This is a genomic window from Flavobacterium sp., from assembly GCF_044341265.1.
Classification (GTDB): domain Bacteria; phylum Bacteroidota; class Bacteroidia; order Flavobacteriales; family Flavobacteriaceae; genus Flavobacterium.
In genome coordinates this window covers 108,164-134,371 of sequence record NZ_JBIISA010000007.1, presented here as the reverse complement: position 1 = coordinate 134,371, position 26,208 = coordinate 108,164, and the positions used below count along the sequence as shown (strand labels likewise).

General features: G+C 32.1%; 21 protein-coding genes. 7 read left to right on the top strand and 14 right to left on the bottom strand.

The genetic code is table 11. From position 1 onward, the window contains the following. Window positions 1-122 precede the first annotated feature (122 nt). The gene (locus ACIQ06_RS05390; protein WP_396144244.1) at window positions 123-1,757 is read left to right on the top strand and encodes a hypothetical protein; all 1,635 of its coding nucleotides are present in this window, start codon (window positions 123-125) and stop codon (window positions 1,755-1,757) included. A 39-nt stretch (window positions 1,758-1,796) separates the two neighbouring features. Here the strand turns inward: ACIQ06_RS05390 and ACIQ06_RS05385 are convergent, their stop codons facing one another. Genes ACIQ06_RS05385 through ACIQ06_RS05365 form a run of 5 tightly spaced genes read right to left on the bottom strand, consistent with a single transcriptional unit; the run spans window position 1,797 to window position 3,821 of the window. Continuing rightward, window positions 1,797-2,324, bottom strand: a complete 528-nt coding sequence (locus tag ACIQ06_RS05385; RefSeq protein ID WP_396144243.1) for an NADPH-dependent FMN reductase — start codon at window positions 2,322-2,324, stop codon at window positions 1,797-1,799. Window positions 2,325-2,327: 3 nt separating this feature from the next. Beyond that, window positions 2,328-2,540 carry a hypothetical protein gene (locus tag ACIQ06_RS05380; RefSeq protein WP_298305707.1) on the bottom strand — a complete coding sequence of 71 codons (213 nt, stop codon included), beginning with the start codon at window positions 2,538-2,540 and terminating at the stop codon, window positions 2,328-2,330. Further along, window positions 2,524-2,760, bottom strand: coding sequence for a (4Fe-4S)-binding protein (locus ACIQ06_RS05375; RefSeq protein ID WP_396144242.1), 237 nt, complete (start codon window positions 2,758-2,760; stop codon window positions 2,524-2,526). The genes ACIQ06_RS05380 and ACIQ06_RS05375 overlap by 17 nt, the downstream gene beginning before the upstream one ends. 15 nt (window positions 2,761-2,775) lie before the next feature. Next, window positions 2,776-3,057, bottom strand: a complete 282-nt coding sequence (locus ACIQ06_RS05370; RefSeq protein ID WP_298305702.1) for a GNAT family N-acetyltransferase — start codon at window positions 3,055-3,057, stop codon at window positions 2,776-2,778. Window positions 3,058-3,104: 47 nt separating this feature from the next. Beyond that, a complete protein-coding gene (locus tag ACIQ06_RS05365; RefSeq protein ID WP_396144240.1) occupies window positions 3,105-3,821 on the bottom strand; it encodes a pirin family protein in 717 nt (238 codons plus the stop codon). A gap of 1,396 nt (window positions 3,822-5,217) precedes the next feature. Between ACIQ06_RS05365 and ACIQ06_RS05360 the strand changes: the two genes are divergently transcribed. From ACIQ06_RS05360 to ACIQ06_RS05350, 3 genes are read left to right on the top strand one after another with little or no spacing between them, the layout of a single operon-like run. Beyond that, on the top strand, window positions 5,218-6,324 hold the full coding sequence (locus ACIQ06_RS05360) for an efflux RND transporter periplasmic adaptor subunit (protein WP_396144239.1): 1,107 nt from the start codon (window positions 5,218-5,220) through the stop codon (window positions 6,322-6,324). 2 nt (window positions 6,325-6,326) lie between these two features. Continuing rightward, window positions 6,327-9,443: an efflux RND transporter permease subunit gene (locus ACIQ06_RS05355; protein WP_396144237.1), complete on the top strand. Its 3,117-nt coding sequence runs from the start codon at window positions 6,327-6,329 to the stop codon at window positions 9,441-9,443. Further along, on the top strand, window positions 9,427-10,869 hold the full coding sequence (locus ACIQ06_RS05350) for a TolC family protein (protein ID WP_396144236.1): 1,443 nt from the start codon (window positions 9,427-9,429) through the stop codon (window positions 10,867-10,869). The genes ACIQ06_RS05355 and ACIQ06_RS05350 overlap by 17 nt, the downstream gene beginning before the upstream one ends. A 64-nt stretch (window positions 10,870-10,933) precedes the next feature. Here the strand turns inward: ACIQ06_RS05350 and ACIQ06_RS05345 are convergent, their stop codons facing one another. After that, window positions 10,934-11,509 (bottom strand): Crp/Fnr family transcriptional regulator, encoded by a 576-nt coding sequence (locus tag ACIQ06_RS05345; protein ID WP_396144235.1) that lies wholly within the window; start codon window positions 11,507-11,509, stop codon window positions 10,934-10,936. 199 nt (window positions 11,510-11,708) lie between these two features. Between ACIQ06_RS05345 and ACIQ06_RS05340 the strand changes: the two genes are divergently transcribed. Next, a complete protein-coding gene (locus ACIQ06_RS05340) occupies window positions 11,709-12,266 on the top strand; it encodes a sugar O-acetyltransferase (protein WP_396144234.1) in 558 nt (185 codons plus the stop codon). A gap of 54 nt (window positions 12,267-12,320) precedes the next feature. Here ACIQ06_RS05340 and ACIQ06_RS05335 read toward each other — a convergent pair whose 3' ends face one another. Both ACIQ06_RS05335 and ACIQ06_RS05330 read right to left on the bottom strand, forming a co-directional pair. Continuing rightward, the gene (locus ACIQ06_RS05335; RefSeq protein ID WP_396144232.1) at window positions 12,321-13,511 is read right to left on the bottom strand and encodes a pyridoxal phosphate-dependent aminotransferase; all 1,191 of its coding nucleotides are present in this window, start codon (window positions 13,509-13,511) and stop codon (window positions 12,321-12,323) included. 121 nt (window positions 13,512-13,632) lie between these two features. After that, on the bottom strand, window positions 13,633-14,730 hold the full coding sequence (locus ACIQ06_RS05330; RefSeq protein WP_396144231.1) for a fatty acid desaturase family protein: 1,098 nt from the start codon (window positions 14,728-14,730) through the stop codon (window positions 13,633-13,635). A gap of 111 nt (window positions 14,731-14,841) precedes the next feature. Between ACIQ06_RS05330 and rsmG the strand changes: the two genes are divergently transcribed. Beyond that, on the top strand, window positions 14,842-15,462 hold the full coding sequence (rsmG, locus tag ACIQ06_RS05325) for a 16S rRNA (guanine(527)-N(7))-methyltransferase RsmG (protein ID WP_396144230.1): 621 nt from the start codon (window positions 14,842-14,844) through the stop codon (window positions 15,460-15,462). 31 nt (window positions 15,463-15,493) lie between these two features. Here rsmG and ACIQ06_RS05320 read toward each other — a convergent pair whose 3' ends face one another. The 4 genes from ACIQ06_RS05320 to ACIQ06_RS05305 form a co-directional block, all read right to left on the bottom strand. Beyond that, on the bottom strand, window positions 15,494-17,776 hold the full coding sequence (locus tag ACIQ06_RS05320) for a T9SS type A sorting domain-containing protein (protein WP_396144229.1): 2,283 nt from the start codon (window positions 17,774-17,776) through the stop codon (window positions 15,494-15,496). A 109-nt stretch (window positions 17,777-17,885) separates the two neighbouring features. Next, the gene (pruA, locus tag ACIQ06_RS05315; protein WP_396144228.1) at window positions 17,886-19,514 is read right to left on the bottom strand and encodes an L-glutamate gamma-semialdehyde dehydrogenase; all 1,629 of its coding nucleotides are present in this window, start codon (window positions 19,512-19,514) and stop codon (window positions 17,886-17,888) included. Between the two features lie 164 nt (window positions 19,515-19,678). After that, window positions 19,679-20,065 carry a Co2+/Mg2+ efflux protein ApaG gene (gene apaG / locus ACIQ06_RS05310; protein WP_396144227.1) on the bottom strand — a complete coding sequence of 129 codons (387 nt, stop codon included), beginning with the start codon at window positions 20,063-20,065 and terminating at the stop codon, window positions 19,679-19,681. A gap of 67 nt (window positions 20,066-20,132) precedes the next feature. Then, window positions 20,133-21,380: a DUF5103 domain-containing protein gene (locus ACIQ06_RS05305; RefSeq protein WP_396144226.1), complete on the bottom strand. Its 1,248-nt coding sequence runs from the start codon at window positions 21,378-21,380 to the stop codon at window positions 20,133-20,135. A gap of 169 nt (window positions 21,381-21,549) precedes the next feature. Between ACIQ06_RS05305 and ACIQ06_RS05300 the strand changes: the two genes are divergently transcribed. Then, entirely contained in the window at window positions 21,550-24,360 is a 2,811-nt protein-coding gene (locus tag ACIQ06_RS05300) for a M16 family metallopeptidase (protein WP_396144225.1), read from the top strand. 70 nt (window positions 24,361-24,430) lie between these two features. On the opposite strand, the gene ACIQ06_RS05295 is transcribed toward ACIQ06_RS05300, so the two are convergent. Together ACIQ06_RS05295 and map are read right to left on the bottom strand one after the other, a co-directional pair. Beyond that, window positions 24,431-25,201, bottom strand: coding sequence for a class I SAM-dependent methyltransferase (locus tag ACIQ06_RS05295; protein WP_396144224.1), 771 nt, complete (start codon window positions 25,199-25,201; stop codon window positions 24,431-24,433). Between the two features lie 28 nt (window positions 25,202-25,229). Further along, window positions 25,230-26,045, bottom strand: coding sequence for a type I methionyl aminopeptidase (map, locus tag ACIQ06_RS05290; RefSeq protein ID WP_396144223.1), 816 nt, complete (start codon window positions 26,043-26,045; stop codon window positions 25,230-25,232). Between the last annotated feature and the right edge of the window lie 163 nt (window positions 26,046-26,208).

The following is a 26,208-nucleotide window of genomic DNA, read 5'->3' as shown; positions in this document are numbered from 1 at the left end:
TTTAAAAAGTTTAAGAGTTTAAAAGGATTACCCAAAACTTTAGCAAAAATACTATTTTATTTAAATTGTGTAACTTTAATTTTATTATCACGTCTAATTAGGTACTAAATAATCATAAACTTATGAAAAAAATTAAAGCTATTTTACTACTTTTTATCGTTGCTTTTTTATTGTTTTATTTTAATCTGCCGGTACTAAATTATGGATTCATTGCATTGCCAATAATTCTTTTAATAGTAACGATTATTGGAGTTTTTATTTTCACTCGATTCAAAGTGGTGAACGAAAAGAAAATACAAGTGATTGAAAAACCTAACAAGTTGTTTTTTATAATTATTGGATTACTACTATTTTATATGCTTGTAGTTCCTTTATTTACAAGTCTTCCAATGTTTAGAAGTCAATCTTATAAAAATTTAATAGGTAGTGTAGCCGATGGTAAATCGATTGCCAATCATATTGCTCCAATTTCAATTGATGAAATACGAGTGGTTGATGAAGAATTGGCTTATTTACTTGGTGAAAAAATTCTTGGTTCACAACCTGCTTTAGGAAGTCAAGTGGAGTTAGGACATTTTTGTATTCAAAAAGTAGGTGATGATTTGTATTGGGTTGCACCCTTATTACATTCAGGTTTCTTTAAATGGTTCAACAATCAAGATGGAACTGCGGGTTATGTGATGGTTTCTGCAACCAACGAACGTGATGTGAAATTGGTTCAAAATATTGGAGGAAAAGACATTAAAATAAAATACCAAACTGAAGCTTTTTTTGGAAGTCAAATTCAAAGACATTTATATTTTAACGGATTTGCAACCGTTGGATTAACGGATTATACTTTTGAAATTGACGATTTAGGAAATCCGTTTTGGGTGGCAACGGTTTATGATAAAAAAATTGGTTTTGCAGGAAACGACGCTACAGGAATTGTAGTTGTTGATGCTCAAACAGGCACAATGACCGAATTCAAAATTTCTGATGCTCCAAAATGGGTGGATAGAGTTCAACCTATAGATTTTGTTGAAGAACAATTAAACGATTGGGGCGAATATGTTCATGGTTATTGGAATTTTTCAAATGCTAATAAATTACAGATTACAGAAGGATTAACTCTAGTTTATGGAAAAGACAATAAATCTTATTGGTATACGGGTTTAACTTCTGTAGGAAAAGATGAATCTGCAGTTGGATTTGTCTTAGTTGACACAAGAAACAAAGAAACTACTTTTTATAAACAAAGTGGTGCAACAGAATTCGCAGCTCAAGGTTCAGCAGAAGGAAAAGTTCAAGAAAAAGGATACAAATCATCGTTGCCAATTCCTTACAATATCAATTCGATTCCGACCTATGTTATGACTTTAAAAGATGATGGCGGATTGGTAAAAATGTATGCTATGGTTGCCATAAGTGATTACACTATTGTAGGTGTTGGAAATTCAATGAGAGAAGCTTTAACCTCTTTTAAAAGTGCTTACAATATGACCGGAAATAAATTGAATTCTTCTAGTTTAACAAATAAAAAACAACTGAATTCTGTTGTGACAAGAATAACAAATGATGTAAAAAATGGTAATAGTTTTTATTACTTTACAACAAAAGACTATCCGAATATTTTTGTAGGTTCTTCGCAAATATCCAATCAGTTACCAGTAACAATTGTTGGCGATAGTGTAAAAATTTCTTTTGATATTGACAACGAAGAAGTCATTGATGTGGCAACATTTGAAAACACAACAATGAAGAAAAAAGCAAAATAAAAGTAAAAAGAAACGCCTGAGATTAGTCAGGCGTTTTTGTTATAATTCTATAGAACTTATAATTTCTAACAATTGATTCTTTAAATCTTCATTAGTGATTCCTTTTTCAGCATCAAAATTGTCATTGAAGCTTGGTAAAGAAAAACTTCCTTTTACAACAGCGCCTTGAAAAGGAAAACGATTTTTTGCAATTTCTAAAACAGAACTTCCGCCACGTGGTCCAGGTGAAGTTGCCAGTAAAAGCATTGGTTTTTCTTGAAATGTTTTGGCATTGATTCGCGAAGTCCAATCAAAAATGTTTTTAAAAGCAGCCGAATAAGCTCCATTATGTTCTGCAAAAGAAATCACTATAGCATCTGCAGTTCCCAATTTGGCATAAAAATCTTGAGCTAATTGAGGAATTCCGTTAACCTTTTCTTTGTCTACCGAATAAATTGGCATTTCATAATCGTTTAAATCCAAAACTTCTACCGAAGCATTTTGAAATTGATTAGCAGCATAGGTTGCTAATTGTTTGTTTATTGAAGTCTTACTTGACGATGCTCCAAAAGCGATGATTTTTTTCATAGTTTATTTTTTTAACCAGTTACCTAATATTTTTCCAAGAAAAGGAAGTAAAACAAAAACCATTAAAGGAACTAAAATTCCAGTCATGATTAATGTTTTTAAAGGTAGAGGTAAATTTTTAATGTAATCTCCAATTAAAAGAGAAACTAGTGTAATTGTTGGATAAATTGCTATCCAAACCATTACAGCAAACTTCCATCTAGGTGGTTGTTTCATTGTTTATATAATAGGTTAATGCACCAGAAGGGCATTTTTTTATAGTTTCAATAATTTTTTCAGTAGTCGAATTTTCTGCAATAATCCAAGGTTTTTCTTTGGGTTTGAAAACATCTGGATTGTTTTTTACACATTCAGCCGCGTGTTTGCATAAACCATTTTTCCATACAATGGTAACTTCGGCATTAGTATATTCTTTTGTTAAGTCGTTTGAATTCATAATTGATTTTTTAAATTATAAAACGTCTCTAAATTCAGGAGTTTTGTCAAATACACTTTTAGCAAATGGACAAAGCGGAATAATTTTGATTCCTTTTTCACGAGCATATTCTACTGCTTTTACAACCATTTTTTTACCAAAGCCTTTACCTTCATTTCCGGGATTAACTTCGGTATGATCGATGATAATTTTGTCTTCTCCTGCAAAAACAAACGTCATCATTGCTTCATGTTTGCCATCAATATCAATATAAAAAACACCGTTTTTGTCATTGATTTTTAATTGTACTTCGTTCATAAGCTTACTTTTTAACTGAATACTAAAAACTGATTACTGAATACTATTTATTGTTCCATCGGAATTTCCATTACTAAAAACTTAGCATCAGAATTAGCTTTGATTTCAATTTCAGAAGTTTCCCAAATTCCAATCGCGTCTCTTTTTTCTAATTTTTCTCCGTTAACTTCAATTTCACCTTCAATATTCATAATGTAAAATCCGTTTCCTTCTTTTTTAAGGGTCAATTTTTTAGAGAAATCTTTATCAAAATCACTCAAATAAAACCAAGCATCTTGATGAATCCAAACTCCAGCATCATCTGCATTTGGCGAAATAATTTGTGCAAAATTATTTTTTTGTAATGATTGGTCTAAGGTTATTTGTTGATAACGAGGTTCCACATTTCTGAATTTTGGAAACAACCAAATTTGAAATAATTTAGTATGTTGGTCAGCATTCGGATTGAATTCGCTGTGCTGAATTCCAGTTCCGGCACTCATAACTTGAACATCTCCAGTTTTGATTGTTGCGGCATTTCCCATGCTGTCTTTGTGCGCCAAATCACCTTCTAATGGAATAGTTATAATTTCCATATTGTCGTGTGGATGAGTTCCAAAACCCATTCCTGCAGCAACCGTATCATCGTTTAAAACGCGTAACATTCCAAATTGAACTCTATCTGGATTGTACCAACTTGCAAAACTAAAACTATGATAAGCATTCAACCAACCATGATTGGCGTGACCTCTTGAATCTGCTTTGTGTAAAACTATATTTTTCATTTGTCTTTTTTATTTGTTTTTTATTTGTCAAATGCAGCCGAAACAAAAGATGTAATTAAATTTAATGATTTTTGTTTCGGTGTCATAATGTATAAATGTATTAATTATTCTGATACAAATTTACTGCGATAAGATTCTATAAGCACTTAATGTAGATTAAGAAATTATTTTTTTAGTAATCGCGCTTTCATCTTACTAAAAAACTCAGGAGTAACACCAATGTAAGAAGCAATTTGTTTTTGAGGTATTTTTTGAATTAGACTTAGGTACTTTTTACACATTTTTTCAAAACGGCATCTACAATTTTTTAAATTTCTACAAAAAATTAAATGTAGCTATGCTTTATATCAACCTTCTTATTTTCGCAGGAAAATTAAAAATAAGTTTTATGATATAGACAATGATTTTGAAATCTATTAAGATATTAGTAAAGATTGTTTAATATCTTGTAATTTATATTTTAAACCCAAAGACTAAAAATCAAAATCTTACGTCAAAATTTTAGTAATTAAAATTAAACAAGAATGATTTACAGTTCGAATAAGAATCAATTATTCTGTTAAAGTTTTCTAAGTTATATTGCGTAAGTTATGCCTTCGTAATAATTTTGCGTCCTATTACAAAGTATTGTCATGAGAACGCTAAAGTCGAGTCTTATTCTTTTATTTGTTTTTATAACTTCCATCTCTATTTTATTAGATGGTTCCAATCATTCTGTTAGCAATATTTCCGACAAATATGAGGAAATATCCATAGTAGCTACTTGTGAAAATAGTCTACATGTAGTTTCAAATGTAGTTGATAAGCAGGTTATAAATACCAACAATACTTTTAATAATAAAGTAAAAAATTTGAAATTAGCTATCTTCTCCAGATGTCTAAATTTTAATAGTAAAATAAAATCCTACCTTCATTTACTTCAGTTATTCTAATTATCTTTTTCTAGAACGTTTTCACAACCATTACAATTACTAATCTTTTGGTTGAAAAAGAAGTACATTTTTTATCGTTATTTTTTATAAAAGCTAAGTAGTGCGAATTAGATAATCGCCAGTTTGGTTTCAAACAACACTACAATAAGGTTTTTCTAAAGTGACTTTCTTTTTATATCCTTTTTTTGGTTATTAATGCTATAAAGAAAACAATACTATATTCGAGAAGCATCAATTATCGGAAATAGTACAAAAAATCTTTTTTAACAAGAGACACTGATGAGCAGTAATAATTGTTCCATAATAACATTAAAATGAAATTGTAAATAATTTTATGATTCCACATTAAAACAACTTGTTTGTTAAAAAAGATATACATCAAAACAGTAGATAATATAAATAATTACGAAAAAAACATCAAAAACCAAGCGATATTACGTCGCTTAAAAAAAAACTATTTATAGATGAAAAAGAAATACATAGTACTTGTACTATTGCTTACGGGAATCACTTTATCTTGTAAAGACAGCGATTCAAAAAAGATGATCGACGGTAAAGTAGCTCCAATTATAGCTGTAAAACAAAGAGATACTTTAATTCAAAATAGCTTTGTGGCAGACATTCAAGCAAAAAAGAATATTGAAATAAGATCTCGAGCTTCAGGAATTATGGAGCAAATATTTGTAAACGAAGGACAATTCGTAAGAAAAGGACAACGTTTATTTAAAACAAACGATGCCGAATTAAGAATGGAGCTTAACAAAGTAGCTGCTAGTTTAAAACAAGCCGACGCAGACATTAGAATAGCCCAAATAGAAGTTAGTCAATTACAGGCTTTACATACCAAAGACTTTGTAGCTACAAACGAACTCGACTTAGCTAAGGCCAAACTTGCCTCAGCAAGAGCTAAACGTGCCTATGTAAACGCAGAACTAAACGCTGTGCAACAAAAAATATCATTTACAAATATTGTGGCACCTTTTGATGGAGTTATCGATGTTATTCCTTTTAAAGAAGGAAGTTTGATAGAAAATGGCACATTACTCACTACTTTGTCTCAATTAAACGAAGTGTATGCTTATTTTTCGATTCCTGAAAATATGTACTTCGAATTATTAGCACATGACAAAATGGGTAAGCATCAAAAAATTGAATTAATTTTACCCAATCAAGACCATTATGAATACGCAGGAACTTTAAAAACTGCTGAAGGTGAAATTGATCCTGAAAATGGTTCTATTAGATATAAAGTGTTGTTTCCAAACCCGAAACAACTTATCAAACACGGAACATCTGGTAAGTTGGTCATATCCGAAAAAGAAGAAAATGCACTAATTATACCACAGAAGTCTACGTTTTCTATTCAAGATAAAACCTATGTATTTGTGGTTGACAAATCGTTAAAAGTAAAAATGACTAACATTGAAATTGCTAGTACGTTGCGCGATTCTTATATTGTTTCTACTGGCTTGAAAATAGGTGATAATATAGTATTAGAAGGCACGCAATCGTTGCGCGACGGCGATGTGATAAAAATAAAATCTAACAACAAAATACTAACTAGTAGATAATCATGGTAGAAATGTTTATAAAACGAAAGGTTCTTTCGTTAGTAATCTCTATCTTTTTTGTGTTGTTAGGATTACTCGCAGTTTTTCAAATGCCAATCACGCAATTTCCAGATATTGTGCCGCCATCGGTAACTGTAACAGCCAAATATACAGGAGCCAATGCCGAAGTATCTGCAAATGCAGTGGCGCTTCCGTTAGAACGTGCTATTAACGGCGTTCCCGGTATGACTTATATGTCAACTGTAACTTCAAATGACGGTTTAACCTTAATTCAAGTTTTTTTTGAAGTAGGAACCGACCCAGATTTAGCCGCTGTAAACGTGCAAAACAGAGTTACTACTATTTTGGATGAGTTACCAGAAGAGGTAATCCGTGCTGGAGTGACTACAGAAAAAGAGGTTAACAGTATGTTGATGTATTTAAACATCACTAGCACCGATGAAAGTCAGGACGAACAGTTTATTTACAACTTCACCGATATCAATATTCTGCAAGAATTGAAGCGTATTGATGGTGTTGGTCGTGCCGAAATTATGGGGCAAAAAGAGTATTCTATGCGTGTTTGGCTCGACCCACAACGCATGCAATCGTACAATATTTCGGCCGAAGAAGTTATTACAGCGCTACAAAAACAAAACATTGCTGCAGCGCCAGGAAAAGTAGGTGAAACTTCGGGTAAAACCAGCAGTCAATTACAATATGTAGTTAAATATTCAGGTAAGTTTTTTAATCCAAAACAATACGAAGATATTGCAATCAAATCAGCCGCTAGCGGAACAATTTTGCGTTTAAAGGATGTTGCAAAAGTAGAATTTGGAGCCATGAATTATGGAATGGTTTCTAAAACTAATGGCAAACCTTCAGCGTCAATTATGATGAAGCAACGTCCAGGTTCAAACGCATCAGAAGTGATTGAACAAGTAAAAGCAAAAATGGAAGAACTCAAAGGTACTTCTTTCCCTCCTGGAATGGATTTCAACCTAGCTTATGATGTTTCTCGGTTTTTAGATGCTTCAATCAAAGCCGTGCTTATAACTTTACTTGAGGCGTTTCTACTGGTAGGATTTGTTGTGTTTTTATTCTTGCAAGATTGGCGTTCTACCATTATTCCAGTATTGGCAGTTCCAGTAGCATTAATAGGTACTTTTGCTTTTATGCAAATGCTTGGTTTTTCTATTAACTTATTAACCTTATTTGCATTAGTATTAGCTATTGGAATTGTAGTAGATAATGCCATAGTAGTTGTGGAAGCAGTTCACGTAAAAATGGAAACGGGTCTATCTCCTTTACAAGCTACTATTGAAGCTACAAAAGAAATTGCAGGTGCAGTAGTTGCCATCACTATCGTAATGTCAGCCGTATTTATTCCAGTGGCTTTTTTAAGTGGTCCTGTTGGTGTATTTTATCGTCAATTCTCATTAACCTTAGCTATTAGTATAGTAATTTCGGGGATTAATGCGCTAACGTTGACGCCAGCTTTATGCGCTATTATCTTAAAACCTCATAACCATCATAAAAAAGGTTTATTGACGAATTTTTTCACTAAATTCAATATCGGATTTGAAAAACTTACTAATGGTTATACTACTATTTTGTCAAAATTCGCTACTAAAACTACGGTCACTTTCGGCATTTTATTTGCTTTTTTAGTATTAACTTTTCTAACTTCTAAAATTTTACCAACTGGATTTATCCCAATGGAAGACCAAGGAATGGTTTATGTAAGCGTGACCACACCGCAAGGAGCAACAGTCGAACGTACAGAAAAAGTGCTAGACGAAATTACTGCTATGGCACAAAAAATGGAAGGTGTTGAAAATGTTACGACTTTAGCTGGTTACAGTATTGTAACAGAAATCGCAGGGTCAACTTACGGGATGGCGATGATTAACTTGAGTGATTGGTCTGATCGGTCTAAATCTGTAGATGATTTAATAGATGAATTATTAGAGAAGACAAAGGAAATTTCCGATGCCAATATTGAAATATTTGCACCTCCAACAGTTCCTGGTTTTGGAAATACTAGCGGATACGAACTCCGATTGCTCGATAAAACTGGAGGTAAAATTGAAAACACTGATAAAATTACCAAAGAATTTATTACTAAACTAAACAACGCTCCTGAGTTAAAAAATAATTTTACCAGTTTTGATGCTACTTTTCCGCAATATCTAATTCACATGGATTATGATTTGGCAGCAAAAAAAGGAATTTCGGTAGACAATGCAATGGCAACTTTACAAACGATGTTAGGTTCCTATTATGCAACCAATTTTATTCGTTTTAGTCAAATGTATAAAGTAATGGTGCAAGCTAGTCCAGAACATCGCGATACGCCAGAAAGTATTTTGAATTTGTATGCTAAAAACGATAAAGGCGAAATGGTTCCTTTTTCAACTTTTGTAAAGTTAGAGCGCGTTTATGGTCCAGAAGTGCTAACACGCTACAATATGTATATGTCCGCTATGATCAATGGTGAGCCAGCTCAAGGATATAGTTCTGGGGAAGCTATTGCTACTGTTGAACGATTGGCAGCAGAAACTTTGCCAAAAGGTTTTGATATAGAATGGTCGGGCATGACTCGGGAAGAAATCTTGTCTGGTAATCAAACTACGATTATTTTCTTAATATGTTTATTATTTGTTTACCTATTATTGGCAGCGCAATATGAAAGTTTTATTTTGCCTTTACCAGTATTGTTAAGTTTGCCAACAGGTATTTTTGGTTCTTACATTACATTAGTTTTAGTAGGATTGAACAATAATATTTATGCGCAAGTAGCCTTAGTTATGCTTATTGGTTTACTTGCAAAAAACGCCATTCTTATAGTAGAATTTGCTATTGCCCGAAACAAAGAAGGATATGAAATAATATCAGCAGCCATTGAAGGAGCAAAACAGCGTTTGCGACCAATTTTAATGACTTCTTTTGCCTTTATTGCTGGATTAATTCCATTATGCATGGCTTCTGGTGCTGGCGCGTTAGGAAATCAATCTATAGGTTATGCAGCTGCAGGTGGCATGTTTATAGGAACCATTTTTGGTCTCGTTATTATTCCGGGTCTTTATATCTTTTTTGCTAAAATACAAAACAAAATATCAAATGAAACTAATAGCTAAATTTTTCGTAGGCTTCTCTATAGCATTAATTGCACAATCATGTGTAGCGCCCAAGGTAGCTGAAATAAAACAAGCAAAATCCTTACCGATAATCCTAAAAGAAAGTGGTGAAAATCAGAAAGAATTTGAAAAGTTAGAATTACGTACTTATTTTTCTGACCCTAATTTATTGGCTCTTTTTGACCAAGTAGTAGCTGCCAATCCTGATTATTTAGTAGCTCAACAGCGAGTGGAAATGGCTAATAGTATTTTAAAGCGCTCAAAGAAAAATAGGTTGCCTAGTCTTGAAGTTGGAGCGATCGCATCAGGAACTCGTTTCGGATTTTATACTATGGAAGGTGTAGGTAATTTTGATACTAACTTGTCTTCAAACATTAGCGAGGATCAGCTTATCAATCGTGATTTCACACCTAATTATTGGCTTGGTTTGAGAAGTAATTGGGAAGCTGATGTTTGGGGACGCCTAAAAAATCAATCGGTTGCTGCTCAAAAACGATTTTTAGCCTCACAAGAAGGTATAAAAATGTTAAAAATGGAACTGTTTACTAATGTGGCGATTTTGTATTACGAATTGATAAAAATTGATAACCAGTTGACCATTTTTCAAGAAAATTATCGATTACAACTCAGAGCTTTTGAAATTACTGCTGCGCAACGCACTGTAGGAAAAGCAACCGAATTAGCTGTGCAACAGTTAAAGGCGCAAAATAAAAATATCGAAGCCGAAATCGAACATTTGAAAGTAGATATAATTGTTGTAGAGAAGGCTATTCGAATGCTTACTGGTAGTTATGAAGGCGCTATTGTAAGAGGAGATAAGTTATTAAAAAGTAATTTTGAAGTGCTAAATCAAAGTATTCCTGTAGAGCAAATCATCCTTTCTCGTCCTGATGTGGTTGCTCATTACTATGATTTGGAAGCATCACGTGCAGATGCTAAAGCAGTTAGAGCGGCTTTTTTTCCGAGATTGCAAATGGATAACTTCATTGGCTACAACGCTTTTTCTTCTGAAACACTCTTCAGACCTGGATCATTAGCCTTTCAATTATTAGGTGGTTTGATGATGCCCGTATTTCAAAAAGGACAGTTAAAACAAGAATTTGCAGTAGCTAATAGCGAACAAGAAATAGCATTTTTAAATTATCAAAAATCTGTAACTAATGCTTACAATGAACTACAAGCAGTGTTAAAACAAATTGAAGTTTATGAGCGAGTTTTACAACTAAAACAAGAAGAAGTTTTTCATTTGAATAAGGCCATTGAAGTATCTAATGATTTGTATTCAACTGGATATGCTAACTACTTAGAATTAATCAATACGCGCAAAAATAAGCTACAAGCTGATATAGATTTGTTACGCTTTCAAGAAGAAAACACTCGAAATAATATTATGCTTTTCAAAGCCCTTGGAGGTTCAGTCAATTAAAATCAAAACCGTCTCTAAACTAGTGAAAGAGATGGTTTTTTTTATTACAATAAAATGCACAATATTATTTTTTTAGTAATCTACCTTTCATCTTGCTAAAAAACTCAGGTGTAACACCAATATAAGAAGCAATTTGCTTTTGAGGTATTTTTTGAATTAGTGTTGGATATTTAGAACAGAATTTTTCGAAGCGCTCTTCTGCAGATAAACTTAAATTATCCATTAAGCGTTCTTGGTGTGAAACCAATGAGTTCTCAGCTAGAATTCTGAAAAAGCGTTCTAATTTTGGAATTTCCTTGTATAATTCTTGATGATTTTCTTTAGTAATGATGACCACTTCGGCATCTTCTAAAACTTCAATAAAAAGATTACCAGGTTTTCCTGAAATATAACTGTACATATCGCCAATCCACCAACCTTCACAAGCAAAATGCAAAACATGCTCGATAATGTTGTCGTTAATGTTGAAACTTCTTAAAATACCCGAATTCACAAAGTAAGTACAATCAGCAATTTCGCCAGAACTCAATAAAATAGTTTTAGCTTTTAAGTGTTTAGTTTCGGTTTTAGATAAAAACAAAGCTTCTTCATCAGAAGTTAAAGAAACATGTTTAGCGATATTTTTTAGGATAGATTGCATAAGTTCAAAAATACAATTAAAATAGTTTTTCTAACAAATATTTTTCTAATCCGTTTAATCTGTGCAAATCTGTGGCAAAATAGTATATTTGATTGTTTAAAATTGAATTATGAAATCGCATCAACAAAAAGTTTGCTAAGCAAACACCTTTAAACAAAGCGATACCATATTTGACCTCTAAAAAATAAATTCTGCAAATATGAAAACCGAAAAAGAAAAAATGCTCGATGGAGAAATCTATTTTGCTAATGATAAAGTTTTAATAGCCGAACGATTACGAGCAAAAAAATTACTTCATAAATTAAATGTCACTGAGTATGTAATGAATGGAAATTCGAGAAATATTCTGCGTGAATTGATGCCTAATGCTCACAAAAGATTATATATCGAACCACCATTTCATTGTGATTATGGTTATAATATTCATTCTGGTGAAAATGTATATTTTAATGTGAATTGTGTGGTTTTAGATACTATGAAAATCGAAATTGGAAACAATGTTTTCTTTGGTCCAAATGTTCATATTTACACAGCAACGCATCCACTTGACGCTTTTGAAAGACGAACAGTTGAGTTTTCAAAACCAGTTTCAATAGGTGATGATTGTTGGATAGGAGGCAACTCAGTGATTTGTCCAGGTGTAAAAATTGGAAACGGATGCACGATTGGAGCTGGTTCAGTTGTAACAAAAGATATTCCTGACAATTCACTCGCCGTTGGAAATCCTGCAAAAGTGATTCGGAAGTTAAACCAATAAAAAAAACCTCAAAGTTTGAATTTTGAGGTCTATTTTTATTTAAATTTATTTTTTTTAAGAAACGGCTTCTTTAATGCGTTTCATAGCTTCAGCTAATAATGCTTCGCTTGTTGCATAAGAAAAGCGAATACAATTTGGATTTCCAAATGCATCACCTGTTACAGTTGCAACATTAGCTTCTGCCAATAAATACATCGAAAAATCATCAGCATTATTGATTAATTTTCCACGTAAAGTTTTTCCAAAATAATAAGAAACATCAGGGAAAACGTAAAAAGCACCTTCAGGAACATTTAGTTTGAAACCTGGAATTTCTTTAACTAAACCAACAACTAGATCCCTACGATTTTTGAAAGCAGAAACCATTTCGTTTAATACACTTGGATCAGCATCAACTGCGGTAATTGTAGCTCTTTGTGCGATAGAATTTGCTCCAGAAGTAACTTGTCCTTGCATTTTTGTACAAGCTTTTGCGATTATTTCAGAAGCACCAATATATCCAATTCTCCAACCAGTCATAGCAAATGCTTTAGCAACTCCGTTTACTGTAATTGTTCTGTCAAACATTCCATCAATAGTAGCGATACTGCAAAAAGTTCCAGAGAAATTAATGTGTTCGTATATTTCATCTGAAACTACATAAATTTCGTTTGGTTGATTTAAAATTACTTTTGATAAAGCCGTCAATTCCGCGCGATTATATACAGAACCACTAGGATTACATGGCGAACTATACCAAATCATTTTAGTTTTTGGAGTAATAGCTTTTTCTAATTGTTCCGGTGTAATTTTGAAATCACTTTCAACAGAAGTTGGAACTTCAACTGGAATTCCACCAGCCATTTTTATAATTTCAAAGTAAGAAACCCAATATGGTGCTGGAAGAATAACTTCATCACCTTCATTAATCATACATTGAGCAATGTTGTATAAAGATTGTTTTGCTCCAGTAGAAACCACAATATTTGCAGGTTTGTAATCTAAATTATTATCACGTTTAAATTTTCTACAAATAGCTTCTTTCAATTCCATATAACCATCAACAGGAGAATAAGTTGAGTAGTTTTCGTCGATTGCTTTTTTAGCCGCTTCTTTGATGAAATCAGGTGTGTTAAAATCGGGTTCACCCAAACTTAAACTGATGATGTCTTTTCCTTGTGCTTTTAATTCTCTTGCCAATGCTGCCATAGCAAGAGTTTGTGATGTAGATAGTTGGTTAATTCTGTCTGATAATGGGTTGCTCATTGTTGTGTTGTTGATTATACTAATTATAAAAATTTAAACCATTAAGGAATTAAGATAATTAAGGCTTTGCTTAATGAAACTTAACATCTTAATGGTTTAAAAAATCTTCATTTTAAATTTTTTACGATAACTGAGGTTGTCTTCCTAAATCTCTCAAATGAGTAAAGTGCGAATAAATTGCAGCTCTAGTTGTTTTGAATTCATAATAAGGAAGATTACATTCTTTTGCAGTTTCTCTTACAAATTCAGCTATTTTGTTGTAATGAATATGACTTATATTTGGAAAGATATGATGCTCAATTTGATGATTTAATCCACCAGTGTAATAGTTTACTAACCAATTTTTTGGAGCAAAATTAGCTGTTGTATATAACTGATGAATTGCCCAAGTGTTTTCTATTTCTCCTTCATCATTTGGAATTGGATTATCCGTTTCATGTACTACGTGAGCCAATTGGAATACAACACTCAAGATAACTCCAGCTGTGTAGTGCATGATAAAGAATCCGATTAATACTTGCCACCAGCTAACGTGCCCAACAAGAATTGGAATTACAATCCACATTGAAAAATATATCACTTTCGTAATCACTAATGTTGTCCAACGAATTACAGGTTTTTTAAACTCTCCATAAGATAAATTTCTCTTTAAATAACGTCTCATTTGTTGAAAATCGGTTGTGATTGCCCAATTGAAGGTTAATAATCCGTAAAGAATAAATGAATAATAATGTTGGAATTTATGATGGCTGTACCATTTTGCTTCTTTGGTGAAACGCAAAATTCTTCCAGCTTCTAAGTCTTCATCATGACAAAGAATATTAGTGTAAGTATGATGTAAAACATTATGTTGAACCTGCCAATTGTAAACGTTACCAGCAAGAATATAAATGCTTCCACCCATGAATTTATTTACCCAACCTTTGTTAGAATAGGCACCGTGATTTCCGTCGTGCATTACATTCATTCCAACGCCAGCCATTCCAACTCCGATTACTACGTTAAGTAAAAGATAAGCCCAAAAAGGCATTTCCATTGCTAGCAAAAAGAAATATGGTGTCAAGAAAATGGTAAACATTACAACTGTCTTTAGATGTAATTTCCAGTTTCCAGTTTTATCAATGTTGTTTTCTTTAAAATAATCGTTTACTCTTTTATTTAAAGTTCTAAAAAATTTAAGATTGTCGTTTTTAGAAAAGACAGGTGTTGTGGTATTCATAAATTTGGAATTCTAATAATTTGTTCAAAGGTAAATATTATATTTTTTTTAGAAGTAAAAACAAATCATAATTATTAACCAAAAAGACTATTTTTGTTGAAAATTCAATTTATGGAAGAAATTCTAAAGCAATTTCCAAATCTTACTGATAATCAGATACAACAATTTGAAATGTTGCAAAATTTATATGAAGATTGGAACGCTAAAATCAACGTAATTTCGAGAAAAGATATCGATGAGTTATACACACGTCACGTTTTACATTCGTTAGGAATTGCTAAAGTTTTAGAATTCAAATCGGGTTCTAAAATTATGGATGTTGGAACAGGTGGAGGTTTTCCTGCAATTCCATTGGCTATTTTATTTCCAGAAGCTAATTTTTATGCTATTGATATTATTGCCAAAAAAATAAAAGTAGTTAATGAAGTTATCAAAGCATTAGGATTAAAAAATATTAAAGCAGAACAAAAAAGAGCCGAAATTGTAACGCATGATTTTGATTTCATCGTAAGTCGCGCCGTTACGAATATGCCCGACTTTGTTAGTTGGGTGAAAGGAAAAATGAAAACCAAATCGAAACATGAATTAGAAAATGGAATTTTATATTTAAAAGGTGGCGATTTGTCTGAAGAATTAAAAGATTTTCCAAAAGCAACCGAATACAATTTATCCGATTATTTTTCTGATGAATTTTTTGAAACCAAAAAAGTAGTTCATTTACCTTTGAAATAAAAAAGTCTCCAATTTGGAGACTTTTTAGTTTTTAACCTTTTATTATTTTCTTGGTGACACTTCCTTGACTATTTTTTAATGTTACTAAGTAAACACCATTTGATATTGAAATTGGGATTTCAAGTATGCCATTAATAGTTTGATTTTTCATTTCAACAATAGTTTTTCCAAGAATGTCTTTCACAACTATTGAGGCATTTTCTATAGTATAGTTTGAGTTAATTTGTAAACTATTCTGAATCGGGTTTTGAATCCAAAAACTATTTAAAGCTAAATTTTCATTATTTGTCAAAACTGGATTTAAAATTTCTGCTAAAGCAAATGCTGTGTTTTGGGCGTTTAAAGTAACGTGATTTTCATTTACTGTTGGAATTGAAGAGGCAGCAAATGGCGTAGTTGAACTACTATTTATCGGAGCATAAAGATTTGTTGAGTTTGAAACTGCCATAGAACTCCATGCCGGAATAAAACAAAAATAGTCAACTAATAAATTATCAAAAAATTCTGTAAGTAAAGGATCTGTTCCAGCTCCAGCTTGAAAACCAGCCATATCAAATCTTCCTCCTGGTGCAGAGTCTAAACCATCTGTATAAGTTGGCGATTTTGAGTTAGCAGCGCTTTCATAACCAGTTATCCAGAAAAATAAAAAATATTGTTGTCCTCTAAATCGGCTAACTTCATTAGTTTGATTAGCAGCTGGTGTAAATCTTAAATTAATTATGGCTCTCTGTGTTGAAGTTACGTTAAACGTATGGTTCATCGCTTCAAAGTTAGGAGAATAATTCATAGTGCCATTTCTTGCGCCATTTGAAATAGAAACATTTCTTGTGTTAACAGGAAATCCCATAGTGTTGAGTTCAGTTTGAAATGCATTTCTAAAATTAGGTGCTCCAGTTGGAAGTAGAGAGTTTGAAGCTGTGTTAAATTCAAATACACTTCCCGATTGCAGGTGTCCTTCAAAATGATCAATCAACATTTGTTTAGCGGCCGGACTTTTAATTAAACCATCAACTACTGGCTGAACAGCTGTACTTCCAAGTGGTCCGTATGCCATATAATTAAATAAATGTTGAAAACCAATTGGAACGTTTGCACCAAGATGTGGTGAATCAAAAGAAATGTACAATCTTGTTTGATGAGATAAATTATTCATTTCCATATAACGAAGAGCATAACGTGATATCAATCCGCCCATACTTGGTCCGATAACTACATTTTGTTCGCTGCCTACTTTTTGTGCATTAATTTGGTTTATCAATTCAACCAAAATCATTGCATTTCGTTGAATGTAATCAACGCCACCATCAACTACTGTAGTTGTTCCTGTTCTGGTATAAACTGGAAAATTCAAAATAATTATATCAAATCCTTGTGCTCTTAAATCGGTAGCCAAATTTTGACCCGTTCCATAATTTAATGATTGATAAATTATTGTGCTGTTTCTTGAGTCACCTGGGTCAAAACCATCTACTAAAAAAATAGGTTTGTCTAAAACGCCATTTGTAGTATCCATAAAAAGCTCATATTCACCTTGCCCAAAATAGGGTGCAGTTTCGTTATAACCTTGATAAGCAATGGTTGAGGTAATAGGTAAAACTACATTTGGCGCTTGGGCTTCATTATTTTTCCCTTGAATATTTTCAATTGATGTGATATCAAATTCAAATGAATTTTGAACTTTGCTTCCATCAGTAAATTCAATTTTATAATCAACTATTTGTTTGCCAGTTTCTTTAAAATTTAGATGAAAAGGTTTGTTAAAATTGATATTTACCCAATTAGAATCTTCTAGTTTTAGTTCAACAGAAAGAATTTTTTTATTGGTAGAATTTAGAATAAAATCTTCTTTAAGTAGAAATGTGTTACTATTTGTTTTGCTTAATAAAGGCGATACTAGACTGACAGTATGTTTTTCAAAAATGTCAGTAACATTTGATTTAACATTATATTGATTGTTTTGAAGAAAAACATCGCCCTTATCAATTGAAGTTCTTTTTAGAGTTTCGTACTCAGTGATTAAAATAGCTAACGGAATTTGTTTAGTTGCTTTTCCTAAGTTGGCTTCATTTTTTAAAACTTCATATTTTGGTAAGCGTTGTAAGAAATCAGCTCTTTGAATTTCATGGTAAAACTGATTGAAAGTATTTGCATCAATGGGTTTAGAGCCAATTGTTGCTGCTTTTGACAAATCAAAAACTCTATCGTGTAGGATTTTAGTTTCGGTTTTTTCTTTCAATAAATCGTAAGTCTTATCTTGGCTATAGCCAAATATTGAAAAAAGAAAAATAAATAATAAAGTAATTTTTGACTTCATAGTTTGTTAGTTTTGATTTTCGAAGATACAAAAAATTAGTAATCAGCCAAATAAAAAAAAGCTCAAACATTTCTGATTGAGCTTTTAAAATTTTACTTCGTGCTTAAGACTATTCTCCTAAAAACGGATATCTGTAATCTTCTGGAGTTACAAAAGTTTCTTTTATAGTTCTTGGAGAAACCCAACGCAATAAGTTTTGCATTGAGCCTGCTTTATCGTTTGTTCCAGATGCTCTTGCGCCACCAAAAGGTTGCATTCCAACAACAGCTCCAGTTGGCTTGTCGTTGATATAGAAATTTCCTGCAGCGTTTTCTAAAGCTTTTGTTGCTTCAATTGTTGCATATCGGTCTTGACTAAAAATTGCACCAGTTAATGCATATTCTGAAGTCTCGTCAACTAATTTTAAAGTTTCGTTCCATTTAGCATCTTCATACACATAAATGGTAATTACAGGACCAAAAAGTTCTGTTTCCATTGTAGTGTATTTTGGATTTGTAGTGACAATAACCGTTGGTTCAATGAAATAACCTTTCGATTTATCATAATTTCCACCAAGGATAATTTCTGCATCTGCATCTTTTTTAGCTTGGTCTATATAACTTGCTAATTTATCAAAAGAACCTTCATGAATTACTGCTGTAATGAAATTTGAAAAATCTTCTGGGCTTCCCATTTTCATAGAATTTACATCAATAATTAATTGCTCTTTTACGGCTGGCCATAAACTTTGAGGAATGTAAGCTCTTGAAGCTGCCGAACATTTTTGACCTTGAAATTCAAATGCACCACGTGTAATTCCGGTAACGACTTGTTTAACATTTGCTGATGGATGAGCTACGACAAAATCTTTTCCTCCTGTTTCTCCAACTATTCTAGGATACGTTTTGTATGAATGAATTTGTGTTCCAATTTTCTTCCAAATTTCTTTGAAAACAAATGTTGAACCCGTGTAGTGAACTCCAGCAAAATCTGGTGATGCTAAAACAGTATCAGTAATCATCACAGGATCACCAAAAACTACGTTAATAACTCCATCAGGAACACCTGCTTCTCTGAAAACGTCAATAATAATTTTAGCAGAAAAAACTTGGCTATCACTTGGTTTCCAAACTACAGTATTTCCCATTAAAGCGGCACTTGCAGGAAGATTTGCAGCAATTGCAGTAAAGTTAAAAGGAGTAATTGCATAAACAAAACCTTCTAACGGTCTATACTCTACTTTATTCCAAACATCTGAATTTGAAGTTGGTTGGTCTTGATAAATTTGAGTCATAAATTCTACGTTATAACGTAAAAAGTCAATCAATTCACACGATGCATCAATTTCTGCTTGAAAAATGGTTTTTGATTGAGCAATCATGGTTGCAGCATTGATTCTTGCACGATAAGGTCCGGCAATTAATTCAGCTGCTTTTAAAAAGATGGCTGCTCTGTGTTCCCAAGGCATTTGTGACCATTTCTTTCTAGCCTCTAATGCTGAAGCTATAGCTTTTTCAATATGTGATTTTTCAGCCAAATGATAAGTACCAACGATATGTTGATGGTCATGAGGCGCAGACATTGTTCGTGTGTTTCCAGTTTTAATTTGTTCTGAACCGATATACATTGGAACATCGATTGTTTCGTTCCACATTTTCTTATAGGCAGCTAAAACAGCTGCTTTTTCTGGAGAATTTGGAGCGTATGATTTTACAGGTTCATTAACCGCTTTTGGTACGTGAAAGAATCCTTTAGGCATATCTTATATTTTGAAAATTAGACAATTTGATAAATAGATAATTCAAATAATGCGAATTATTTAATTTGTAACAAAAGTACAAAGGAAAATTTAAATTTTTGATAACAAATGTTACGAAACTTTTCGAGAGAAATTTCGGATGTATTTTAAAAAATAAAAGCTTATTAATTTAGAGCGTAAGGTGCACTCAAACGAAATGTTGGTACAATTACTCTAAAATTTTTAGTTGAAGTAAAGTTAATCATGTTGAAGAATCCGCGCATTGCTCCGTGAGGAGATGAAAGTAAGCATCCTGAACTATAGGTATGAGATTCTCCTGGTTTTAGAACAGGTTTTTTTCCTATAACACCTTCGCCATCAACTACTTCAACATCATTAAGTGAGTCAAAAATTTCCCAATGACGAGAAGTCAATTGAACAGAATCTTTGCTGTGATTTTCAATAGTTATCTCATAAGAAAAAGCAAAATGAATCTTGTAGTTTTTGAAGTAAGTACCTTCAAAACTAGTTATGACTGATATTTTTATGCCTCTTGTGATTTGAGAAACCATAATAAAACTTTTTGTAAAGTTACAAAATTAATAAAATAACCAATGTGATTTTTATGTTAAAGATTTTTTAATTGATTATGTCTGTTGAAGTTGCAACTCCTTTTCCGATAACTCTATCATATCTTTGATTGTTTTCGCGATAATAAACTATTGCGAAATAATTATTCTCAGTTTGAAAGAAATTACCATCAATTGCATTTGATTCATCAATTTTACCGCTTTTATCGGCAATCGTGTAAATGAAATTAGTGAAACCTTGTTTAATCATTAAAGCTTTTTCATAAATACCTTTTTTTTCATTGTATTCCATTTTATTTTCATCAGTAAGAGCGTGGTTATTAAACATTCCTGTAATGTATATGTCTTTATTTTGATAAAAAGATGGTGCTGATAAAGTGAAGTATATCCATGCGTAATCTGCTTCTATCTCATCATTTTCTGCACTTATGTTCTTAATGCTAAAATTTCCATTTATGTCTGGCCAATAGGTGTAAGGATTTTTTGCTCTTGCATTGCTTGTGTACAAATAACAATTATACAAACCGCCTTCGGTATCAATACGTGCAATGCTATTATTTGCGCCTCTAATATTTTTATTTTCAAAAAAAAGATATTCGTTACCTGCCCAAAATTGTGTTTCGCGATCGTATTTATAAATCAAGTCGTTACCGACAGTATACATTGGCTTTATATCGCTTATTGCATTATTGAATTTTCCGTTTTGCAGCAAAAGTACTTTAACATTTTGTAATGGACTTTGAAAAGTAATAGTGTTAGACCTTACAGCAAAATCAAGGTTGTGTTTAAAATCAACATCTTTTACATTTCTGGCTCTTTTAACTTGCATTGGTACCGAAACTAAAGGCTCATATACTATAAATTTTCTGGCGAAAACAACTTCTTGGTCTTCATTTAGAATACTAATTATATAATTACCACTAACTTTTAATTGTGTCAGTTTATTTGGGAATGGGATTCTATAGTGGGAATAAATTTGTAAAGCATTTAAGGAATTAATATGCTCTTGAATACGTTGATTATCAAAGCCAACAAGATACTCATTGATCGATAATTGTGACTGTTTCCAATCGTAATCACAATGTGTTATCTTGTAATAATAATTGTCTTCTGTTCCGTGTAAATCATCAAACTGCAATTGGAAAGAATCTCCTAATTGAAATAACGGAACAACATTCTGTCCGTTTTGAACAAAAGATATTGTTTTGATATGGTAAGGAGGATTAACTTCTTTTTCTTGAGAGTAAAGAATTGATGAAAAACAAACAGACAATAAAAATAATAATTTATGTTTCATTGGAGTCTAAAATTTTAAGAAGTGTAAATATAACAATAATTATAATCTAATATTGTGCCAAGCCTATATTTCTGTATTCTTGACTTTATAAATTTTTGTTAAATGTATTACAATAAACGATTTAATTTCGAGTTATGTAATATATTTAGTACAAATTAAACCACAAATTATGAATAAAATTAGAAAAACAATGCTATTCTTGTTGGCAGTTCCATTGTCATTATTAGCGCAAGATTTAAACGGTGATGATAAAATTCCTTTTGATTCGAATGTGAAAACCGGAAAACTAAAAAACGGTTTAACTTATTACATTAGAAAAAACGCAAAACCAGAAAAAAAGGTCGATTTGCGATTAGTTATCAACGCTGGATCTATTCTTGAAACCGATGAGCAAAGAGGTTTGGCTCACTTTATGGAACACATGTGTTTTAATGGTACGAAACGTTTTCCAAAAAATGAATTGGTAGATTATTTGCAAAGTATCGGAGTAAAATTTGGGCAACACTTAAATGCTTACACAAGTTTTGACGAGACGGTATACTTTTTACCGATTCCATCCGATAGTCCTGAAAAGTTAGAAAAAGGATTTCAAATTATTGAAGATTGGGCTTTTAATGCCAATTTAACTCCAGAAGAAATAGATAAAGAACGCGGCGTTGTTCTAGAAGAATATAGATTAGGTCTTGGTGCAGACAAGCGAATGATGGACCGATATTTGCCAAAAATGATGAACAACTCGCAATATGCAGAGCGTCTTCCTATTGGGAAAAAAGAAATTTTAGAAAAGTTTACCTACGATAAATTAGTTAGTTTTTATAAAGATTGGTATCGTCCCGATTTGATGTCGGTTATTGTAGTTGGCGATATTGATGTTGCCGAAATGGAGAAAAAAGTAATTGAGCATTTTGCAAATTATAAAAATCCTAAAAACGCAAAACCACGAAAAATTTATGAAGTTCCAAATCACAAAGAAACGTTCGTTAGTATAGAAACCGATAAAGAATCGTCTGATGCACAAGTACAACTTCTTTATAATGATCTGGAAAAACCAAAACCTACTGTAACAGTAAATGATTACAGAGAAGATTTGGTTAAAGGATTATTTACTACCATGTTAAATAATAGATTGCAAGAATTAACTAATGCGCCAAATCCGCCATTTGTTTACGGATATTCTTATCATGGTGGAACATTTGCTAGAACTAAAGAAGCCTATCAATCGTTTGCAATGATGTCCGAAGAGAAGCAATTGGAGGCATTAAAAGTATTGGTAACAGAAAATAATAGAGCAAAAAAATTCGGATTTACGCAAGGCGAATTGGATAGAGCTAAAGCAGAAGTTATTGCGAATTATGAAAGAACTTTTAAAGAAAAAGATAAAACCAACTCAGAGCGATTTGTGTCTGAATATCAATCTTATTTTCTAGAAAATGTTCCTGCACCAGGAATTGAATGGGAATTTGAAGCGGTGAAAAAGATGATTCCAAGTATTTCTTTATCAGAAACTAATGGTTTGATTAAAAATTTCATTAAAGATGAAAATAGATTTGTGCTGTTAACTGGTCCAGAAAAAGAAGGTTTGAAAAAAGTAACTGAAGCCGAAGTTTTAGCTGTTATAAATGCAGATGACTCTGATATTACGGCATATAAAGAAACGGCTCTTGCTTCAAGTTTGATTAGAAAAGAGATAAAAGCTGGTTCGGTTGTAAAAAAAGAAACTAATGCTAAACTTGGAACAACAACTTTAGTTTTATCAAATGGAGCGAAAGTGACATTCAAAAAAACCGATTTTAAAAATGATGAGGTTTTAATGGAGGCCATAAGTTTTGGTGGTTCTAATTTATACAGCAATGACGAAATTAAGAAAGTTCAATTTGCCAATGGTGGTTTGACCGAAGCAGGTTTTTCTGGATTAAAGAAAAATGATATTGACAAATTTATGTCGGGTAAAATTGCTAATGTAACTCCATACATAAGCGGTGTAACCGAAGGTTTAAGAGGAAGTACCACTCCTAAAGATTTAGAATATTTATTTCAAATGACGCATGCTTACATGACTGATTTGAATTATGACAACGAAGCTTTTGAAAGTTACAAACAAAAACAATCGGCTTTTTTCAAGAATTTATCGTCGCAACCTAATGTGTTCTTTCAACAAGAGTTTTATGGTTATTTGATGAAAGAGAACCCAAGATTTATTGGAATTTTCCCTGACGAAAAAACATGGTCAACAACAGATTATAAATTGGCTTATGACAAATACAAAGAGCGTTTTGCTAATGCAGGAGATTTTGAATTTTTCTTTGTTGGGAATGTTGATGATAAACAAATTGAAGATTATTCGATAAAATACATTGCATCTTTACCTTCAAATACAACAAAAGAAAAAGCAGTAGATTTGGGATATAGAATGATGAAAGGTGATTTGAAAAAAGTCGTAAATAAAGGTTCCGATCCTAAAAGTAATGTAACTATTATGTATTATGGTGACACAACTTATTCTCCAAAAGAAGCTATGGCAATTCAAGCTTTGGGTGAAGTTCTTACTATAAAATTAATTGAAGAATTAAGAGAAAATGAAAGTGGCGTTTATGGTGTTTCTGCAAGAGGAAGCTTAAATAAAGTACCAAACGGATCGTATAATTTTAACATAGGTTTCCCATGCGGACCAGAAAATGCTGAGAAATTAACAGCTTCTGCTTTAAATGAATTGCAAAAAATTATTGATAATGGTCCAGATGAAAAAGATGTAGCCAAATTTAAAGAAGGTGAAATTGCCGACTTTAAAAAAGACAGTAAGGAAAACAGATTTTGGTTGAGTAATTTTACAAAAGCTTACACGTTTTCATCGTCTGCTGAAGAAGTTTTATCAATGGAAGAAAAAATCAATAGCGTAACAGCTAAAGAAATTCAAGATGTAGCTAAAAAATATCTAACTAAAGATAAAGTTATTGGAATTCTAATGCCAGAAACGAAATAATAGATTTCTTTGAAAACTAAAAAACCCTGTTAATGTAAAAGTTAACAGGGTTTTGTTTTTTATATCGGAATTATTTAAAACAAACTGGAATAATTTCGCCTTTTGCCAAACAATATTTTTCTACTAATTCTGGTGAAAGTTTAGAAGTATAATCTTCTTCGATAACTCTAAATCCGATGCTTCTTAATTTGTCAAAATAATCTCTTCCGTATACACGAACGTGATCGTATTGACCGAAGATTTTAGCTCTTTCTTTTTGATCTACAATTGAATCATCAGAGAAAGTTGTTGCACGAGATAAATCTTGTGGGATTTGAAAGATTCCCATTCCGCCAGGTTTTAAAACTCTGTACAATTCTTGCATCGCTTTAGTGTCATCTGGAATGTGTTCTAAAACGTGGTTACAAAGAATTATATCGTATTGATTATCTTCAAATGGCAAATTACAGATATCGGCTTTTACATCTGCTAATGGCGAAAGTAAATCGGTTGTTGTATAATCGATGTTAGTTTGCTTCTTGAAACGTTTGTAAAACTCTTGTTCAGGAGCAAAATGTAATACCTTTTTCTTTTCTGTAGCAGTAAAAAAATCAGTTTCATTTTGTAAATACAACCATAATAAACGATGTCTTTCTAATGACAAAGTGCTCGGAGAAAGCACGTTATTTCTCTGATTACCATATCCATAAGGCAAAAACATTCGAAAACTTTTTCCGTCAATAGGATCAGTAAAACGACTTCCTTTTAATAAAAAAGCCAAAATTGGACGCACCACAATACTCAAACGAATCAATATCGGACGAGGAATAGTATTTAATATGAACTTGAATATTTTTTTCATTTATTTTGGATGCAAATTTGTATAAACTTTATAATGTGTAATGATTTCTAAACTCCTTTTCTTCATCACTTACAATTCCTAAAGCATCATAAATGTATTTGAAAGTCGATAAAATTTCTGGTTTTCCGTCGATTAAGGCAACGTCGTGTTCAAAATGAGCACTTGGTTTTCCGTCGGCTGTTAGAATGGTCCAACCATCTTTTAGTTGTTTTATGTTTTTTGTACCCATGTTTATCATTGGTTCAATAGCAACAACCATGCCTTCCACAAACATTTTTCCTCGACCACGTTTTCCATAATTTGGCATTTCTGGATCTTCGTGCATTTTTCTTCCTAATCCGTGACCAACAAGTTCGCGAACGACACCATATCCATGGCCTTCACAATATTTTTGGATTGCATTTCCAACATCTTCAACTCTATTTCCAGCGCGAAATTCTCTTATCCCAACATATAAACTTTCTTTGGTAACTTTTAATAGTTTTTTTACCTCAGGAGCAACTTCACCAATTTCGAAACTATACGCATGATCACCATAAAATTCATTCATCAAAACACCACAATCTACTGAAATTACATCGCCTTCTTCCAAAGGTTTTGCATTCGGAATTCCATGAACAACTTGAGCATTCGGACTCATACACAAAGAATTTGGGAAACCATAAAGTCCTAAAAATCCTGGTACTCCGCCATTATCTCTAATGAATTCTTCGGCTAATTTATCTAATTGTAAAGTAGTTACACCTGGTTTAATCACTTTTGCAATTTCACCCAATGTTTTAGAAACTAATAACGCACTTTGACGCATTAACTCAATTTCTTCTCTTGTTTTTGGAATAATCATTTTTCTAAATTTCAGACCGCAAAAATAGTGAAAAGTGTTCAGTGTTCAGTATTCAGTTTGCAGAAATTTTTAAACTTAAATTATTGTATTTTAGCATTATCGTTTGAACTTTGAATTTTACGTTTGAAAAATTATTTAATCATGAGTTTTATCATATTTTTTA

What these genes read in the sequence shown, in the direction of transcription:
- ACIQ06_RS05390 (WP_396144244.1), top strand. Translation starts at nt 123, where the DNA reads ATGAAAAAAATTAAAGCTATTTTACTACTTTTTATCGTTGCTTTTTTA.
- ACIQ06_RS05385 (WP_396144243.1), bottom strand. Translation starts at nt 2,324, where the DNA reads ATGAAAAAAATCATCGCTTTTGGAGCATCGTCAAGTAAGACTTCAATA.
- ACIQ06_RS05380 (WP_298305707.1), bottom strand. Translation starts at nt 2,540, where the DNA reads ATGAAACAACCACCTAGATGGAAGTTTGCTGTAATGGTTTGGATAGCA.
- ACIQ06_RS05375 (WP_396144242.1), bottom strand. Translation starts at nt 2,760, where the DNA reads ATGAATTCAAACGACTTAACAAAAGAATATACTAATGCCGAAGTTACC.
- ACIQ06_RS05370 (WP_298305702.1), bottom strand. Translation starts at nt 3,057, where the DNA reads ATGAACGAAGTACAATTAAAAATCAATGACAAAAACGGTGTTTTTTAT.
- ACIQ06_RS05365 (WP_396144240.1), bottom strand. Translation starts at nt 3,821, where the DNA reads ATGAAAAATATAGTTTTACACAAAGCAGATTCAAGAGGTCACGCCAAT.
- ACIQ06_RS05360 (WP_396144239.1), top strand. Translation starts at nt 5,218, where the DNA reads ATGAAAAAGAAATACATAGTACTTGTACTATTGCTTACGGGAATCACT.
- ACIQ06_RS05355 (WP_396144237.1), top strand. Translation starts at nt 6,327, where the DNA reads ATGGTAGAAATGTTTATAAAACGAAAGGTTCTTTCGTTAGTAATCTCT.
- ACIQ06_RS05350 (WP_396144236.1), top strand. Translation starts at nt 9,427, where the DNA reads ATGAAACTAATAGCTAAATTTTTCGTAGGCTTCTCTATAGCATTAATT.
- ACIQ06_RS05345 (WP_396144235.1), bottom strand. Translation starts at nt 11,509, where the DNA reads ATGCAATCTATCCTAAAAAATATCGCTAAACATGTTTCTTTAACTTCT.
- ACIQ06_RS05340 (WP_396144234.1), top strand. Translation starts at nt 11,709, where the DNA reads ATGAAAACCGAAAAAGAAAAAATGCTCGATGGAGAAATCTATTTTGCT.
- ACIQ06_RS05335 (WP_396144232.1), bottom strand. Translation starts at nt 13,511, where the DNA reads ATGAGCAACCCATTATCAGACAGAATTAACCAACTATCTACATCACAA.
- ACIQ06_RS05330 (WP_396144231.1), bottom strand. Translation starts at nt 14,730, where the DNA reads ATGAATACCACAACACCTGTCTTTTCTAAAAACGACAATCTTAAATTT.
- rsmG (WP_396144230.1), top strand. Translation starts at nt 14,842, where the DNA reads ATGGAAGAAATTCTAAAGCAATTTCCAAATCTTACTGATAATCAGATA.
- ACIQ06_RS05320 (WP_396144229.1), bottom strand. Translation starts at nt 17,776, where the DNA reads ATGAAGTCAAAAATTACTTTATTATTTATTTTTCTTTTTTCAATATTT.
- pruA (WP_396144228.1), bottom strand. Translation starts at nt 19,514, where the DNA reads ATGCCTAAAGGATTCTTTCACGTACCAAAAGCGGTTAATGAACCTGTA.
- apaG (WP_396144227.1), bottom strand. Translation starts at nt 20,065, where the DNA reads ATGGTTTCTCAAATCACAAGAGGCATAAAAATATCAGTCATAACTAGT.
- ACIQ06_RS05305 (WP_396144226.1), bottom strand. Translation starts at nt 21,380, where the DNA reads ATGAAACATAAATTATTATTTTTATTGTCTGTTTGTTTTTCATCAATT.
- ACIQ06_RS05300 (WP_396144225.1), top strand. Translation starts at nt 21,550, where the DNA reads ATGAATAAAATTAGAAAAACAATGCTATTCTTGTTGGCAGTTCCATTG.
- ACIQ06_RS05295 (WP_396144224.1), bottom strand. Translation starts at nt 25,201, where the DNA reads ATGAAAAAAATATTCAAGTTCATATTAAATACTATTCCTCGTCCGATA.
- map (WP_396144223.1), bottom strand. Translation starts at nt 26,045, where the DNA reads ATGATTATTCCAAAAACAAGAGAAGAAATTGAGTTAATGCGTCAAAGT.